Here is a 15,057-nt window from a genome sequence, read left to right as displayed (position 1 = left end):
GCTGATTGGTCTTTTCGATCTCAATTAATACTCAGTATCAACCCTTACCCCATCTTTAAAATAAAGAATTCTTACCGATTGCCCTTTGTGAAATTGCATATTCGGATCATAATCCTGCACCACATCAATTAACTTATGATTGTCATTGTTACGAATTAAGAGCTCGACCAAGTGATAGTGGATCAAGCGGGTTTCTGGCTCTTGGGCTTGTTGGGCAATAGCACCACCAGCCGCAGCACCAACTCCTGTGGCTACCACCCTCCCCCAACCTTTCCCAAATTGATTTCCCAGTACACCACCGACTACACTTCCTAATAAAGTCTTCCATGGATTATGCCGGACATGTCTGGCTTGGGTAGGATTAAAATAACGAACCGATGTAACCTTACCAAAAACCACTTGCTCAACGGGTCGGGCAACGTTACGGTGATAATTAGCCCACACAGAGGGAGTTATCAGTAAAGGGAACACTAAAAAACAAAAACGTATATTCATAACTAGCCTATACCTTAAGATGACCCATTATTAATAGGAGTTTAAGGGAAGTACAATGCAATTGCATGTATTAGCCGATGATCTTTGGTTTCCAGATATAGAGCAAGCACTTGATGAACCTGATGGACTGCTAGCCATAGGTGGTGATTTAGCCCCCCAAAGACTCATTTATGCATATCAAAACGCCATTTTTCCTTGGTTTGATGACCACCAGCCGATCTTATGGTGGTCGCCTAGTACGCGCGCAATTTTAGCCCCTAAGGAAGCTCATGTTAGTAAAAGCATGAAAAAATGGCTAAAAAAAACGCCTTTTAAGGTGAGTGTCAACCTCGCTTTTGCTCAAGTCATGGATGGATGCGCCGATCGTACACAAGAGGGAACATGGATTACTGATGAGATGAAAAGCGCCTATATTGATCTCCACCAGCAAGGTTTCGCCCACTCAATTGAGATCTGGGATGATGAACGGCTTGTCGGCGGCCTCTATGGCGTAAATATCGGGCAAATATATTGTGGTGAATCGATGTTCCATCGAGAAACCAATGCCTCCAAAATGGCATTTATATATTTAGCAGATCTTTTTGGCCGATATGGTGGCCAATATATCGATGCACAAATGCCCACTGAACATTTACAAAGCTTGGGCGTAATCAGTTGTTCTCGTGCCAATTTTCTTAAATATGTGCGACAGTATAGAAACCAACCGCTACAACCCGGATGTTGGGAGCCACGCTATTTATGAAATCACCACTAAAAATCGGGATGACTCCCGAGCATGATTGCCCTTACCTTAGTGCTCATCAAGCTCGGGAACTAGTGGTATTTATGACCAATGATGCAGAGTATTCCTATCAAGAATTCATTGAACAAGGCTTTCGACGCAGCGGCAACGATGTTTATCGTCCCCATTGTATTAGGTGTCAGCAATGCCAATCGCTTAAAGTTGATGTTCAAAACTTTACCCCTACTCGTTCACAAAAACGGGTACTTAAACGCAACCAAGATTTATCGTTTAAGTGGGCAGAGGAATCCAGCATCGAACAATTTGCTTTATATAAACGTTATCTAAGCTGCCGTCATAACGATGGTGGCATGCTCCAACACAGCTTTAGCGATTATCGCAATTTTCTCCAAAGTTTCTGGCAAACAACTCGTTTTCTAGAAGTCTATTTAGACGGTAAACTGGTCGCCGTTGCTGTCACCGATTGGTTAAGCTTTGGTCTAAGCGCTGTCTATAGTTTTTTTGCGCCTGAAATTGCCAAACGGTCTCCGGGCCACTGGCTCATTCTCAACCAAATTCAACAAGCCAAAGAACATCAAAAACAATGGCTTTATTTGGGCTACCAAATAGATAGTTGCCAGAAGATGAATTACAAGCAGCATTATTATCCTCATCAACGCTTTATATATGGTCAGTGGCAGGCCTCAATATAACGAATAAACTTTACACAGAGGCTTTATTCTGGCATTCTTGCGGCGTTTAATTTTGGAGTATACTCACTGAGGAATCATGGCGAAAGAAGACAACATTGAAATGCAAGGCACAGTTCTGGACACATTACCTAACACAATGTTTCGCGTTGAACTGGAAAATGGTCATGTGGTCACTGCTCACATCTCTGGAAAAATGCGTAAAAATTACATTCGTATTTTAACGGGCGATAAAGTGACTGTTCAGCTGACACCCTATGATCTGTCTAAAGGACGTATTGTATTCCGTGCCCGCTAAGTCACTGTTTCGCTGTGTAAAAAAACCAGCTCAATCGCTGGTTTTTTTATTTAAAGCTATCAGATAACAAGCAAGCTATCAGATTTGTTCGGCTGTAACCTGATTATATGCAAAAGTTAATTTGTCATTATCAACAGAGACATTGACATGTCCACCTTTGTTAAGTTCACCGAACAAAATCTCATTAGCTAACGGCTTACGCAGCTGTTCGCGAATGACTCGAGCCATCGGGCGCGCACCCATCATCGGATCGTAACCTTTAACAGCTAACCACGCTCGTGCCTCTTTATCCACTTCCATAGACACACCATTGGCATCTAGCTGTGCCTGCAACTCAACGACAAACTTATCGACAACGCGATCAATAATTGATTCATCCAGAGCATTGAACCAGATAATACTATCCAAACGGTTTCTAAATTCTGGGGAAAAGATTTTATTGATCTCATCCATTGCGTCATAGCTATGATCTTGCTGTTTAAAGCCAATCGAACTACGCTGTGTTTCTTTAACACCTGCGTTACTAGTCATCACCAATATCACATTACGAAAATCGGCATGACGACCATTATTATCCGTCAAAGTACCGTGATCCATCACCTGCAGTAACAAGTTAAAGACATCTTCATGCGCTTTTTCGATTTCATCCAATAACACAACACAATGAGGATGCTTCATCACCGCATCAGTTAATAATCCCCCTTGGTCATAACCAACATATCCAGGAGGTGCGCCAATCAACCGAGAGACGGTATGACGCTCCATATATTCAGACATATCAAACCGCACCAACTCAACGCCCATCGCTTTAGCAAGCTGCTGAGTCACTTCTGTTTTACCCACACCCGTTGGCCCAGCGAACAAGAATGACCCGACAGGCTTACCTTCAACACCTAACCCTGAGCGGTTGAGGCGAATCGCATCGACCAAAACATCAATCGCACGATCTTGACCAAACACCATCATTTTCAGAGTTTCACCCAGTGTTTTGAGAATTTCGCGATCCGTTGATGAAACTTTCTGTTCTGGAATTCGCGCAATTTTGGCCACAATCGCCTCGATATCAGAAACTCCAATCGTTTTCTTACGGCGGCTCACAGGTAACATCCGCATATTTGCGCCCGCTTCATCAATCACATCAATTGCTTTATCAGGCAAATGACGTTCGTTGATATATTTTGCCGCAAGTTCTGCTGCCGTACGAAGCGCTTTAGTGGTGTAACGCACTTCATGATGCGCTTCATAGCGGCTTTTCAGTCCCATCAAAATTTTCGTTGTATCATCAACACTCGGTTCTACAATATCGATTTTTTGGAAACGACGAGCGAGTGCCCGATCTTTTTCAAAAATCTGGTTGTATTCCTGATAGGTTGTTGATCCCATACAACGCAACACCCCATTACTGAGTAATGGTTTTATCAGGTTAGCAGCATCTAACTGGCCCCCAGAAGCAGCCCCAGCACCAATGATGGTATGAATCTCATCGATAAACAAAATAGCGTTATCGGCAACGGATAACTGCTTGAGCAACGCTTTAAAACGTTTTTCAAAATCACCACGATATTTTGTTCCTGCCAACAACGATCCCATATCTAAAGAGTAGATAGTGGCATCTTTAATCACGTCAGGGACCTCATCGTGAACGATCCGGTAAGCCAAACCTTCGGCAATAGCAGTTTTGCCAACCCCAGCCTCGCCCACCAACAATGGATTATTTTTGCGGCGCCGACATAAAACCTGAATGGTCCGAGACAACTCACTATCACGTCCAATCAGTGGATCAATTTTACCATTAAGCACCTGTTGATTTAGGTTAGTGGCAAAACTTTCCAATTGTTTTTGCTCTTCAGAAACGCTCTCAACTTCTTCAGCCGCACCACTTAATCCTTCATCATCACCATCGATCTTTTTGACACCATGAGAGATATAATTCACCACATCAAGTCGATTGATGTCTGATTTTTTCAAAAAGTAAACAGCTTGGCTTTCCTGTTCACTAAAAATTGCCACTAAAACATTCGCCCCAGTAACCTCATGATTCCCTGATGACTGAACATGGAATACAGCTCGTTGCAATACCCTTTGGAATCCCAACGTGGGCTGAGTTTCACGATCACTGTCATTTGATGGAATAACGGGTGTCGTTTGCTCAATAAAACTATTTAAGTCTTCTCTGAGTTGGTTAACATTAGCGCCACATGCTTCTAAGGCTTCTTTAGCAGAATCATTATCTAGCAAAGCGCACAACAGATGCTCGACCGTCATGAATTCATGATTTCTCAGACGGGCTTCTTTAAACGCCTTATTCAGGGTGACTTCGAGTTCTTTATTTAACATAGCTGACTCCTGCAAAACGGCCCTACATCATTGATTTGATTAGGCTTTCTCCATCGTACATAACAAGGGATGTTCAAATTCTTTCGCATATTGATTAACTTGGACAACCTTTGCTTCGGCAACTTCCGCTGTGAAAACTCCACATACGCCTTTACCCCGATAATGAACCGTTAACATCACTTGTGTTGCTTTTTCTAAGTCCATATTAAAAAATTTCTGCAAAACCTCAACCACAAACTCCATAGGTGTATAGTCATCATTATTTAGCACCACTTTATACAAAGATGGTGGCTGAAGTTTGGTTTTACTATCTGTCTGGATTAATTCCTCAAAATCAGTCCAGTTCGGCTGATTACCCATATTTCAAACTATAGCCTCAATGAAATATATCTACCACATTAACGACTTTAAAATGACAACACCAGCAGAATTGAAAATTGCTTCTTGACTGATGGAACATTTTTACTAGATTGTAAAATTGCCATAGTAAATCGTATCTATATTTTAAGTTGTCCTAGATATGATGGTGGTTCATTGGTAAAAACACAAATAAATAGGGATATGTCGTATGCCAACCGGAACAGTAAAATGGTTTAACAATGCCAAAGGATTTGGGTTCATTTGCCCTGATCAGGGGGGCGAAGATATTTTCGCTCATTACTCAACCATCCAGATGGACGGGTATCGGACCCTTAAAGCCGGTCAGCACGTTCAATTCGAAATGCAAAAAGGGCCGAAAGGTAACCACGCAACGAGTATTGTGTTTGACGACAGCACAAAATAATTGGACGTATTACGTCGCTGATAATTAAAGCGGATCATTTTATAGCTGGTCCGCTTTATTTTTATCTCTGCCACAATAATATTTCTAACACTAATCATGCCGCATATCGCCCTGCTCCCCCTAATCATCGAGCAATTGTGGAACTTGATTTTGTAGCATAACTACATATTTTATGACGTTTTTTGCTATCATTAGGTCATGAAAAAAACAAATCTATCGCACAATAAAATGCAGAACGCCCCAAAGAGCCGTCGTACGACTTCCAGCGTATCACCGTCTGTAACCCGGGTGGTTATGCTCAATAAACCTTATATGGTACTTTGCCAATTCTCCGACAGTGATAATCGCAAAACATTAGCTGACTACATTCATATTCCAGATATTTATGCTGCAGGACGACTCGATCGGGACAGTGAAGGTTTGTTAATTTTAACCAACAATGGGCAATTGATTCATCAGCTTGCGAATCCTAAACAAAAAATGGCAAAAACATACTGGGTGCAAGTCGAAGGCGAACCCGATGAACAAGCACTTAAGCAACTTCGTGATGGTATTGAGCTAAAGGATGGTAAAACCCGCCCAGCCAAAGCAAGAATCATTTCCGAACCCCAGATATGGGCGCGCAATCCACCGATCCGTTATCGAGCGAATATTGCGACAACCTGGATAGAGTTAGTGATTAAGGAAGGTAAAAACCGACAAGTCAGAAGAATGACCGCAGCAACCGGACATCCTACGTTACGTTTGATTCGAGCAGCCATCGGTCCTTGGAATATAGGCCAACTTGCCCCTGGACAAAGTACAGACATCAGCAATGATGCGGCTATTGCTAAACTCATAAAACAACCTTCCCAAGCACCAAGAAAACACCGTAAACGCCCCCCTTTATAGTGATCGCTCCAGTCTCATCTGCTAGAATAGCGAGCAAATTTTTAGTATTGAGTCAGCATGAGCAAGAATAGCAGCAAAAAAGTAATTGTCGGCATGTCCGGCGGAGTCGATTCATCCGTTTCAGCTTACCTATTACGTGAACAAGGCTATCAGGTTGAAGGCTTGTTTATGAAGAACTGGGAAGAAGATGATGGGACTGACTACTGTTCTGCCGCCAGTGATTTAGCTGATGCTCAAGCGGTTTGTGACAAACTCGGCATCGAATTACATACCGTTAATTTTGCCGCAGAATACTGGGATAACGTTTTTGAGCATTTCTTAGCTGAATATCAAGCTGGTCGCACACCGAACCCAGATATCATGTGTAACAAGGAAATTAAGTTCAAGGCTTTTTTAGAATTTGCTGCCGAAGAACTGGGTGCAGATTACATCGCAACAGGTCATTATGTCCGCAATGGTTTTATCGATGGTCATTGGAAAATGTTGCGAGGGTTGGATAAGAACAAAGATCAAAGCTATTTTTTGTACACATTAAGCGAACAACATATGGCCCAGACGCTATTTCCAGTCGGCGAACTAGAAAAACCGCAAGTGCGGAAAATTGCCGAAGAACAAGATCTGGTGACGGCAGATAAAAAAGATTCAACTGGGATCTGTTTCATTGGTGAGCGCAAATTTACTGAGTTTTTAAAACGTTATCTGCCTGCTCGCCCTGGCAAAATTGAAACGGCTGATGGTGAAGTCATCGGTGAGCATCAGGGGCTGATGTACCATACTTTGGGTCAACGAAAAGGGTTACATATTGGCGGTCGTAAAGATGCCGGTGAAGAACCTTGGTATGTCGTTGATAAAGACGTTGAGCGTAATGCTTTGATTGTTGGACAAGGCCATGACCACCCGCGACTTCGCTCAATGGCGATGCAGGTGAAACAGTTGCATTGGGTCGATCGTCAGCCGCGTTTGGAACCATTCCGCGCAGTCGTTAAAACACGCTATCGACAGCAGGATATCCCCTGTAAAATCGTTCCTGTCGATAATGACACCCTACTTGTTGAATTTGATAGCTACCAGATAGCAGTTACCCCTGGTCAGTCGGCGGTATTTTACGACAGTGAAGAATGTCTTGGTGGCGGGATTATTGAGAAACGTTACGCCCAGAGGCAACTATGACACATACGTTAGAGGAACAAGTAATTGGTTTCGCTGGGATTTGTCAAGCCTGCCGAATTGTTCAGCAAATCGCCCGAGGACAATCAGTTGAAACCAGTTGTTGGGAAGCTTCACTGAAAAGTATTTTACAGACCGATCCGCCTGATACGGAATCCGTGTATGGTTCTTTAAGAAATCTAACCATAGGTCTAGAAACGGTCAAAGCGCAAATGGGGCATCGCAATGAGCTACGCGATCCTGAAGTGACCCGTTATATCGTTGGACTGCTCTCTTTGGCGAGACGACTTAATAAACGCGCAGATATGCAAGCCATGCTTGCCGAGCGCATTTCCCAAGTGAAGCGCCAACTTACCCATTTTGCCATCACTGATGAACAAATTCAGGCCAGTTTAGCGGCCATCTATAGTGATATAATAAGTCCGCTAGGAAGCCGTATTCAGGTGACTGGCGATCGCAGTTTACTGCAGCAGCCTGCAAACCAGAATCGAGTACGGGCGATCCTCTTAGCTGGGATCCGCGCCGCGATACTCTGGCAGCAGGTCGGAGGTAAACGACTACAGCTGATCTTCCAACGAAGTAAGCTACTCACCCAGGTAGAGCAATGTCTATCGACACTCTAAAAAATGAAAACCAGGAGATAAGCCATGGAATTGTCAGCGCTGACAGCCATTTCCCCCATTGATGGTCGTTACGGTGCTAAAACTCGTCAATTGCGCGCGTTGTGCAGCGAGTTCGGTTTAATTAAATACCGAGTGACCGTCGAAGTCCGTTGGCTACAACAACTGAGCTCACATCAAGAGATCAGCGAAGTGCCCCCATTTAGTAATGCCACCAATCAGTTCCTTGATGAACTGATCGAAAATTTTTCAGAGCAGGATGCGGCACGGATTAAAACTATTGAAAAAACCACCAATCACGATGTAAAAGCCGTTGAATATTTTCTCAAAGAAAAAGTGGCTGATAATAGTGAATTACTTGCTGTCAGCGAATTTATCCACTTTGCTTGCACATCAGAAGATATTAATAACCTCTCCTACGCTCTGATGCTCAATGAAGCACGCGAGCATGTTCTCAACACTCAACTCAATGAGCTTATTGATGCAATCGCAACTATGGCGAAGCAATATGCGGCCATTCCAATGCTTTCGCACACCCATGGACAACCTGCATCGCCTTCAACCATTGGCAAAGAGATGGCCAATGTTGTCGCTCGGCTACGTCGCCAGTTAGCACAGATCGAACAGGTTGAAATCCTAGGTAAAATCAACGGCGCAGTGGGTAACTATAATGCACATTTAAGCGCATATCCAAATATCGATTGGCACCAATTCTCAAAAACATTTGTGACCAGTCTGGGATTAACGTGGAACCCATATACCACTCAGATTGAGCCACACGATTATATTGCTGAGCTTTATAATGCTCTGGCTCGCTTTAACACCATTGTGTTAGATTTTAATCGCGATATCTGGGGCTATATCAGCTTAGGCTACTTTAAACAGAAAACCATCGCCGGTGAAATTGGCTCTTCAACCATGCCTCATAAAGTCAACCCAATTGACTTTGAAAACTCTGAGGGTAACCTTGGCATCGCTAACGCATTATTCGACCATTTGGCCCGCAAACTTCCTGTTTCTCGTTGGCAACGCGACCTAACCGACTCAACGGTATTGCGCAATATCGGTGTTGCACTTGGTTACTCCATGATTGCCTACCAGGCAACTCTTAAGGGCATCCGTAAGTTAGAGGTCAATGAAGCTAATATTCTCGCCGACCTTGATCATAACTGGGAAGTTTTAGCAGAACCGATCCAAACGGTGATGCGCCGTTATGGTATTGAAAAACCATATGAGAAACTCAAAGAACTCACTCGAGGTAAACGAGTGAATCAGCAAATCATGCAGGAATTTATTGATACTTTAGCACTGCCTGAACAGGTTAAAGATCAACTTAAAGCACTCACCCCTGCAAATTATATTGGACAAGCAACCCAGCTTGCCCAAGACATTTAATCTAACAGCCACAGTGTAAATACTGTGGCTTTTTCGCCTTTAATTGTAGTGAGACGGAATGAAGCTTAATTTTGATATCAACCACTTTATGGTGGATTACTGGCAACGTAAACCTCTGTTAATTCGCCAGGGGATTACCGACTTTATTGATCCACTGAGCGTTGAAGAACTTGCAGGGTTAGCGATGGAAGAAGAACTGCAGTCGCGATTGGTTACTGTTCGAGATAACCACTGGCAAGTGCAGTTTGGTCCATTTGAACAATTTGACGAATTAGAACAACCAGCCAGTTCCCTGTTAGTTCAAGCAACCAACCACTGGCATGATAGTTGCGCGAAGTTAGCAGAACTTTTCCACTTTCTCCCCAACTGGCGCTTCGATGACTTGATGATTAGTTTTGCAACCTCAAAGGGCGGCGTAGGACCTCATATTGATCAATATGGGGTATTCATTATTCAAGGACAAGGACAGCGCCACTGGCAAGTAGGTGAGCGGCAAAATCTTAGAGAATTTGCCAACGAAGCTGGACTGAAACAGTGTGACCCATTTGAACCTGCTATCGATGAAGAGTTATCAAGTGGTGATGTTTTATATATTCCACCCGGATGTCCACATAACGGTGTCTCTCTAGATAATTCACTGAGTTATTCCATTGGCTTTCGCGCCCCCGATCAAAAAGAGCTTTTTAGTGCCTTTGCAGACCACCTGCTCGATCAAAGCCAACCGTTTACCCGTTACAATGACCCAGAACTTGTTGCTGGCCATGCTTGGGGAGAGATCACCCGTCATCAACAGCAAAAACTGCTGGGATTAATGCAAAACCTATTGAATGATAACCGTCAGATGCGCGATTTTTTTGGCCGGTTTTTCTCGCAGACTCGTCGAGATATCGATATTTTACCGCTTCAAGAAGACGAACGATTCACAACTGAAGCGTTAATTAAGCACCTAGAGCAAGGCGCAATATTGCATCGAGTTGAAGGACTCAAAGTTATTTATCTGCAAGGATTAAGCGAGTTATTTATCGATGGTGAGGCCTACCCATTTGACGGTGATTTTACAGGCTATCAGCATTTGGCCAATCAAAACCAGCTGAATTTTAACTTACTCAATAAAGCGCTGGGCGATCATGGCTTTGTCACTCAACTGACACAGTGGGTTAACCGAGGCTTCTGGTATTGGTTATAGCCATGGCGATTTAGGGAAGTTGCATTTATCTAAGCTAAGCAACATACTATTAACAGTTAGTAGTCTATAGCATGGCTCAGATATGGATACTATTAAACTTTCTTCAAGTTCTCGACGAAACGCTAAAAGCTGTATCTACATTGGCATCGCACTAGCCATTATAAGTGTCGGTATTTTGTATATTCCCAATATTGCAGTCAGCTTTATTGCTGCATTTGGGATTATCCTCGCCTACTTAGGCATTCGTATCGGCCTGAGTAAATCAGCCCAGCCTCAATTTGGCTTAGTGTTATGCCACGATCATCTCCAATTTCATCACCGTTATGGAGGTTGGGCTCTGCCATGGGAGCAAATTGAACGTTTTGGAATACCGTCAGTCGGGCGCGGATTTGAACGGATAGAGCTAAATTATATTGGCATCCGGCTTAGAGATGAGCAGTTTCTCTTAAATACCCTCTCACCACGATTATGCGCACACCTTCTCACTGAACAGCGCAGTGCCCTATTTGCAGCACTTCGACAAGAGTGTCCAACAGGCTCTTGCCCGAGTGATCACCTGTTAGAAGACGATTATTACCATACTCATTCAGGCGAAACATATCATGGTCTAAAAGCAATGTTTGCCAATCGAATGGCCAATATGCGCCAGATGACTGGCTACGACTTATTGATTGATCAAAGTATTGTAGAGCAATCCCCCGAAAAATTTCTACGCCTGGCTCGTGACTTTCGAAGTCAATGCTTAGCAGGCAACGTCAACCGAGGCTGACTCACAGCGCAAAAGCTGGGCGAATTATAAACCAAGTGCTATGCTTTATTCGATAAGTTGCGAGATAACATGGATTTTTTGCTTTGGCAGAACTTATAGTTTAGATATTTCAGCCTAATGGCTCTCTTCTGTTAACTCATACTATGTACGCTACACACAAAGGACACATATGCTCAAGGATTGTTGTCGATGAACACTATGGACTACATCGTCATCTTAGTGGCAGCAGCTTGCTCAGGATTTATTTTCCAGTTGGTTAAACTCCCCCCCTTATTGGGTTTTTTAGTCGCTGGATTCGTTTTGCACCTCTTAGGTATTCATCAGGCACCGGTAATCGATACTATCGCGAATTTAGGTGTGACATTACTGTTGTTCTCAATCGGTTTAAAACTGGATGTCCGAACACTGTTACGACGGGAAGTTTATGGCACGGCTTTCTTGCATTTAATCTTTAATGGAATGTTATTTCTAGCCATTTTTAGTGTGTTTAAGTGGTTGTCCATCACTCAGCTAAAAGTACTTTCAAACGAGGCGTTGATGCTCCTCGCATTTGCGTTAAGCTTTTCTAGTACCGTTTTTGCCGTAAAAGTTTTACAGGATAAAAGTGAACTGCAGTCATTATACGGCCGCGTTGCCATTGGTATATTGGTTATGCAGGACCTTTTTGCCGTGATTTACTTAAGTGCTAGCTCTGGTAAAATCCCCTCACTATGGGCTTTATCGCTATTGACGCTGATCCCTCTACGCCCTCTTTTACTGCGACTTCTCAACCGTGCAGGTCATGGTGAAGTGCAGCTATTAGTTGGTTTTTGTATGGCGTTTGTTGTCGGATATGCATGGTTTGATAGCGTTCATATTAAGCCTGACTTAGGTGCATTATTAATAGGAATGTTATTAGCTGGAACACCACAAGCCAACAATTTAGGCCGTGATTTGTTTGCATTTAAGGAACTATTTTTAGTCGCCTTTTTCCTTTCCATTGGCATGCATTATTTCCCCACAATGGAAAGCTTATTCATTGCAATTTTAATTACCTTATTGGTGCCTTTGAAAGCCGCTCTTTATCTGCTTTTAATGTTAGTTTTTCGACTTCGCGCTCGGACTGCTTGGATGGGCACACTAAGCTTAGCGAACTACAGTGAATTTGGCTTAATTGTTTCAGCGATAGCTGTTCAAAGTAATATACTCGACGGCTCCTGGCTGGCTATTTTGGCAATCGCTCTCAGTCTCAGTTTTATTATTAGTGCCCCGCTCAACCAAAAAGCCGATCATATCTATCGTCGCGTCCAAAACAGGTTGTGTCGATTACAGCGTAATCGGCTGCACTTAGATGACTTACCAATCGAATTGGGAAATATGGAGATCGTTATTCTAGGGATGGGACGCATTGGCTCTGGAGCATATGAACTGATGAGCCAACACTACCCAGGGAAAGTCATTGGCATTGATACTGATTTGACAAAGGTTCAATCACATATGGAAGCCAATCGAGTGGTTATCCAAGGTGATGCAACCGACTCCGATTTTTGGGAGAAATTAGTATTAAGTAAATCCGTTAAATTGGTGCTTTTAACCATGCCGCATCATAACGGGAATGAATATGCGGTTACCCAGTTACACCGACGAGATTATGCCGGTGAGATCGCTGCTATCTGTCGGTTTGAAGATGATGAAGATGCCTTAAAAGAGCTGGGCGTTAATCATGTCGTTAATTTATATGAAGAAGCAGGCCTCGGGTTTGCGCAACATATCTATGATGCCGTGAACTGGACGGATGGGAAACGTTAATTTTTCACTCCAAGTCCCTCATAAAACAGCAGAAACAACTATTGACGACCAAGAAAATAAAATTTTACAGAAAATAGTGAATAACCACTTGCAATATTTGCTGATATTGGCACATTGGAATGATCGGTTATCCCTATATGGGATAGTTGTTTAATTGAGATAAAAAACGAAGGGAAAAATATGTGTTCAATTTTTGGCGTGCTTGACATTAAGACTGATGTCTCGGAGCTTCGAAAAGTTGCTCTGGAAATGTCAAAACGGCTGCGTCACCGCGGTCCAGATTGGTCGGGGATTTACACCTCAGACCACGCAATTCTAGCTCACGAACGATTGGCAATCGTCGATGTAAATAATGGAGCTCAACCGCTATATAATGAACAAAAAACTAATGTTCTGGCGGTGAATGGTGAAATCTACAATCACAAACAGTTGCGCGCTAATCTCAATTGCAATTACAACTTCTTAACCGAATCTGATTGTGAAATCATCTTGGCTCTTTATAAGGAAAAAGGAAATGCCTTTTTAGATGAACTAAATGGCATCTTTGCATTTATTCTTTATGACGAGGAACAAGATCGGTATTTGATTGGTCGTGACCATATGGGAATTATCCCGCTATATACTGGTTATGACGAAAACGGTAACTTCTATGCAGCCTCAGAGTTAAAAGCTCTGACACCCATTTGCAAAACAGTTCGCGAATTCCCTCCTGGGCATTTTTTAGATAGTAAAGATGGGCAATTAGTTCGTTACTACCAGCGTGATTGGGAAGAATATGACAATGTCAAAGACAACCCAGCCTCTGTTGAAGAATTACGCGACGCATTAGAAGCAGCAGTTAAACGGCAATTAATGAGTGACGTACCTTATGGGGTGTTACTTTCAGGTGGTCTGGATTCATCAGTTATCTCTGCAATTACCAAACGTTTTGCGGATCGGCGTATCGAAGATAACGATGCTTCAGCGGCTTGGTGGCCACAGCTACACTCTTTTGCCGTTGGCTTGGAAGGTTCACCCGATTTAAAAGCCGCTAAAGAAGTCGCTGATTCTCTGGGTACCGTTCATCATGAAATTCACTTTACGGTTCAAGATGGCTTAGATGCTCTGCGAGATGTCATTTATCATCTTGAAACGTATGATGTCACAACGATTCGTGCTTCAACCCCAATGTATCTGATGGCCCGTAAAATCAAAGCAATGGGAATCAAAATGGTACTTTCAGGCGAAGGTTCGGATGAATTATTTGGTGGTTATCTCTATTTCCACAAAGCACCAAATGCAAAAGAGTTCCATGAAGAAACAGTCCGTAAATTGTCAAAACTGCATTTATTTGACTGTTTACGAGCAAACAAAGCCTTGGCTGCTTGGGGCCTTGAAGGTCGCGTGCCATTCCTTGATAAAGAGTTCATGGATGTTGCAATGCGCTTGAATCCAGCCGCTAAAATGTGTGGCAACGGTAAAATTGAAAAACATATTGTGCGTGAAGCATTTGAAGATTACCTACCACACAGTGTTGCTTGGCGGCAAAAAGAACAGTTCTCTGATGGCGTTGGTTATTCTTGGATCGACAGCTTAAAAGAATTTGTGCAAACCGAAGTCACTGACCAGATGATGGACACAGCTGAATTCCGTTTTCCTATCAACACTCCGGATACGAAAGAAGCTTATTACTATCGCAGTATTTTCGAAGAGCACTTTCCACTCGACAGTGCAGCTGAATGTGTGCCATGGGGAAAATCGGTTGCTTGTTCGACCCCTGAAGCATTGGCTTGGGATGAAAGTTTTACCCAACATGCCGACCCATCTGGCCGGGCTGTTGCCAATGTGCATAATGAAGCTTACGATGTCTAAGGTTATTAAACCAGTCAAGTGAATAGAGCCCACTGAATAAAGTGG

15 protein-coding genes are annotated in these 15,057 nt (G+C 43.1%); 12 read left to right on the top strand and 3 right to left on the bottom strand.

What is annotated here, in order from left to right:
* Positions 1-24 precede the first annotated feature (24 nt).
* The gene (locus tag EV690_RS16910) at positions 25-495 is read right to left on the bottom strand and encodes an outer membrane lipoprotein (protein WP_131914205.1); all 471 of its coding nucleotides are present in this window, start codon (positions 493-495) and stop codon (positions 25-27) included.
* 55 nt (positions 496-550) lie between these two features.
* On the opposite strand from EV690_RS16910, the gene aat reads away from it, so the two are divergent.
* The 3 genes from aat to infA all read left to right on the top strand — a co-directional run bounded on the left by aat (position 551) and on the right by infA (position 2,224).
* Entirely contained in the window at positions 551-1,237 is a 687-nt protein-coding gene (gene aat, locus EV690_RS16905; protein ID WP_131914204.1) for a leucyl/phenylalanyl-tRNA--protein transferase, read from the top strand.
* On the top strand, positions 1,234-1,929 hold the full coding sequence (locus EV690_RS16900; protein WP_165872798.1) for an arginyltransferase: 696 nt from the start codon (positions 1,234-1,236) through the stop codon (positions 1,927-1,929). Before aat ends, EV690_RS16900 begins: the two co-directional genes overlap by 4 nt.
* Before the next feature lie 76 nt (positions 1,930-2,005).
* Positions 2,006-2,224 carry a translation initiation factor IF-1 gene (gene infA / locus EV690_RS16895; protein ID WP_016401030.1) on the top strand — a complete coding sequence of 73 codons (219 nt, stop codon included), beginning with the start codon at positions 2,006-2,008 and terminating at the stop codon, positions 2,222-2,224.
* A 78-nt stretch (positions 2,225-2,302) separates the two neighbouring features.
* On the opposite strand, the gene clpA is transcribed toward infA, so the two are convergent.
* Complete coding sequence (clpA, locus tag EV690_RS16890) at positions 2,303-4,561, bottom strand: ATP-dependent Clp protease ATP-binding subunit ClpA (protein ID WP_131914202.1); 2,259 nt, start codon at positions 4,559-4,561, stop codon at positions 2,303-2,305.
* A 39-nt stretch (positions 4,562-4,600) separates the two neighbouring features.
* Positions 4,601-4,921, bottom strand: a complete 321-nt coding sequence (clpS, locus tag EV690_RS16885) for an ATP-dependent Clp protease adapter ClpS (protein WP_131914201.1) — start codon at positions 4,919-4,921, stop codon at positions 4,601-4,603.
* A 208-nt stretch (positions 4,922-5,129) separates the two neighbouring features.
* Between clpS and cspD the strand changes: the two genes are divergently transcribed.
* The 9 genes from cspD (at position 5,130) to asnB (ending at position 15,012) form a co-directional block, all read left to right on the top strand.
* Entirely contained in the window at positions 5,130-5,345 is a 216-nt protein-coding gene (cspD, locus tag EV690_RS16880; RefSeq protein WP_131914200.1) for a cold shock domain-containing protein CspD, read from the top strand.
* Positions 5,346-5,543: 198 nt separating this feature from the next.
* On the top strand, positions 5,544-6,236 hold the full coding sequence (locus tag EV690_RS16875) for a pseudouridine synthase (RefSeq protein ID WP_131914199.1): 693 nt from the start codon (positions 5,544-5,546) through the stop codon (positions 6,234-6,236).
* A 57-nt stretch (positions 6,237-6,293) separates the two neighbouring features.
* Positions 6,294-7,406 (top strand): tRNA 2-thiouridine(34) synthase MnmA, encoded by a 1,113-nt coding sequence (gene mnmA, locus EV690_RS16870; protein WP_131914198.1) that lies wholly within the window; start codon positions 6,294-6,296, stop codon positions 7,404-7,406.
* Positions 7,403-8,026, top strand: coding sequence for a high frequency lysogenization protein HflD (hflD, locus tag EV690_RS16865; protein WP_131914197.1), 624 nt, complete (start codon positions 7,403-7,405; stop codon positions 8,024-8,026). Before mnmA ends, hflD begins: the two co-directional genes overlap by 4 nt.
* Positions 8,027-8,050: 24 nt before the next feature.
* Entirely contained in the window at positions 8,051-9,418 is a 1,368-nt protein-coding gene (purB, locus tag EV690_RS16860; RefSeq protein ID WP_131914196.1) for an adenylosuccinate lyase, read from the top strand.
* 58 nt (positions 9,419-9,476) lie between these two features.
* Positions 9,477-10,604 carry a cupin domain-containing protein gene (locus tag EV690_RS16855; protein WP_131914195.1) on the top strand — a complete coding sequence of 376 codons (1,128 nt, stop codon included), beginning with the start codon at positions 9,477-9,479 and terminating at the stop codon, positions 10,602-10,604.
* Between the two features lie 82 nt (positions 10,605-10,686).
* Positions 10,687-11,373, top strand: coding sequence for a DUF2982 domain-containing protein (locus EV690_RS16850; protein ID WP_131914194.1), 687 nt, complete (start codon positions 10,687-10,689; stop codon positions 11,371-11,373).
* A 189-nt stretch (positions 11,374-11,562) separates the two neighbouring features.
* Entirely contained in the window at positions 11,563-13,161 is a 1,599-nt protein-coding gene (locus EV690_RS16845) for a cation:proton antiporter family protein (protein ID WP_224055024.1), read from the top strand.
* Positions 13,162-13,341: 180 nt separating this feature from the next.
* Positions 13,342-15,012, top strand: coding sequence for an asparagine synthase B (gene asnB / locus EV690_RS16840; protein ID WP_131914193.1), 1,671 nt, complete (start codon positions 13,342-13,344; stop codon positions 15,010-15,012).
* Positions 15,013-15,057: the final 45 nt, after the last annotated feature.

This window comes from Celerinatantimonas diazotrophica, assembly GCF_004339545.1.
Taxonomy (GTDB): domain Bacteria; phylum Pseudomonadota; class Gammaproteobacteria; order Enterobacterales; family Celerinatantimonadaceae; genus Celerinatantimonas; species Celerinatantimonas diazotrophica.
The sequence above is the reverse complement of the archived record's forward strand: the minus strand, read 5'-3'. Positions and strand labels throughout refer to the sequence as shown.

Bases quoted from the DNA above. Each gene is read 5' to 3' on its own strand.
- EV690_RS16900 (WP_165872798.1), top strand. From the start codon at position 1,234: ATGAAATCACCACTAAAAATCGGGATGACTCCCGAGCATGATTGCCCT.
- EV690_RS16910 (WP_131914205.1), bottom strand. From the start codon at position 495: ATGAATATACGTTTTTGTTTTTTAGTGTTCCCTTTACTGATAACTCCC.
- hflD (WP_131914197.1), top strand. From the start codon at position 7,403: ATGACACATACGTTAGAGGAACAAGTAATTGGTTTCGCTGGGATTTGT.
- EV690_RS16845 (WP_224055024.1), top strand. From the start codon at position 11,563: ATGAACACTATGGACTACATCGTCATCTTAGTGGCAGCAGCTTGCTCA.
- aat (WP_131914204.1), top strand. From the start codon at position 551: ATGCAATTGCATGTATTAGCCGATGATCTTTGGTTTCCAGATATAGAG.
- EV690_RS16850 (WP_131914194.1), top strand. From the start codon at position 10,687: ATGGATACTATTAAACTTTCTTCAAGTTCTCGACGAAACGCTAAAAGC.
- infA (WP_016401030.1), top strand. From the start codon at position 2,006: ATGGCGAAAGAAGACAACATTGAAATGCAAGGCACAGTTCTGGACACA.
- purB (WP_131914196.1), top strand. From the start codon at position 8,051: ATGGAATTGTCAGCGCTGACAGCCATTTCCCCCATTGATGGTCGTTAC.
- EV690_RS16855 (WP_131914195.1), top strand. From the start codon at position 9,477: ATGAAGCTTAATTTTGATATCAACCACTTTATGGTGGATTACTGGCAA.
- asnB (WP_131914193.1), top strand. From the start codon at position 13,342: ATGTGTTCAATTTTTGGCGTGCTTGACATTAAGACTGATGTCTCGGAG.
- EV690_RS16875 (WP_131914199.1), top strand. From the start codon at position 5,544: ATGAAAAAAACAAATCTATCGCACAATAAAATGCAGAACGCCCCAAAG.
- cspD (WP_131914200.1), top strand. From the start codon at position 5,130: ATGCCAACCGGAACAGTAAAATGGTTTAACAATGCCAAAGGATTTGGG.
- clpS (WP_131914201.1), bottom strand. From the start codon at position 4,921: ATGGGTAATCAGCCGAACTGGACTGATTTTGAGGAATTAATCCAGACA.
- clpA (WP_131914202.1), bottom strand. From the start codon at position 4,561: ATGTTAAATAAAGAACTCGAAGTCACCCTGAATAAGGCGTTTAAAGAA.
- mnmA (WP_131914198.1), top strand. From the start codon at position 6,294: ATGAGCAAGAATAGCAGCAAAAAAGTAATTGTCGGCATGTCCGGCGGA.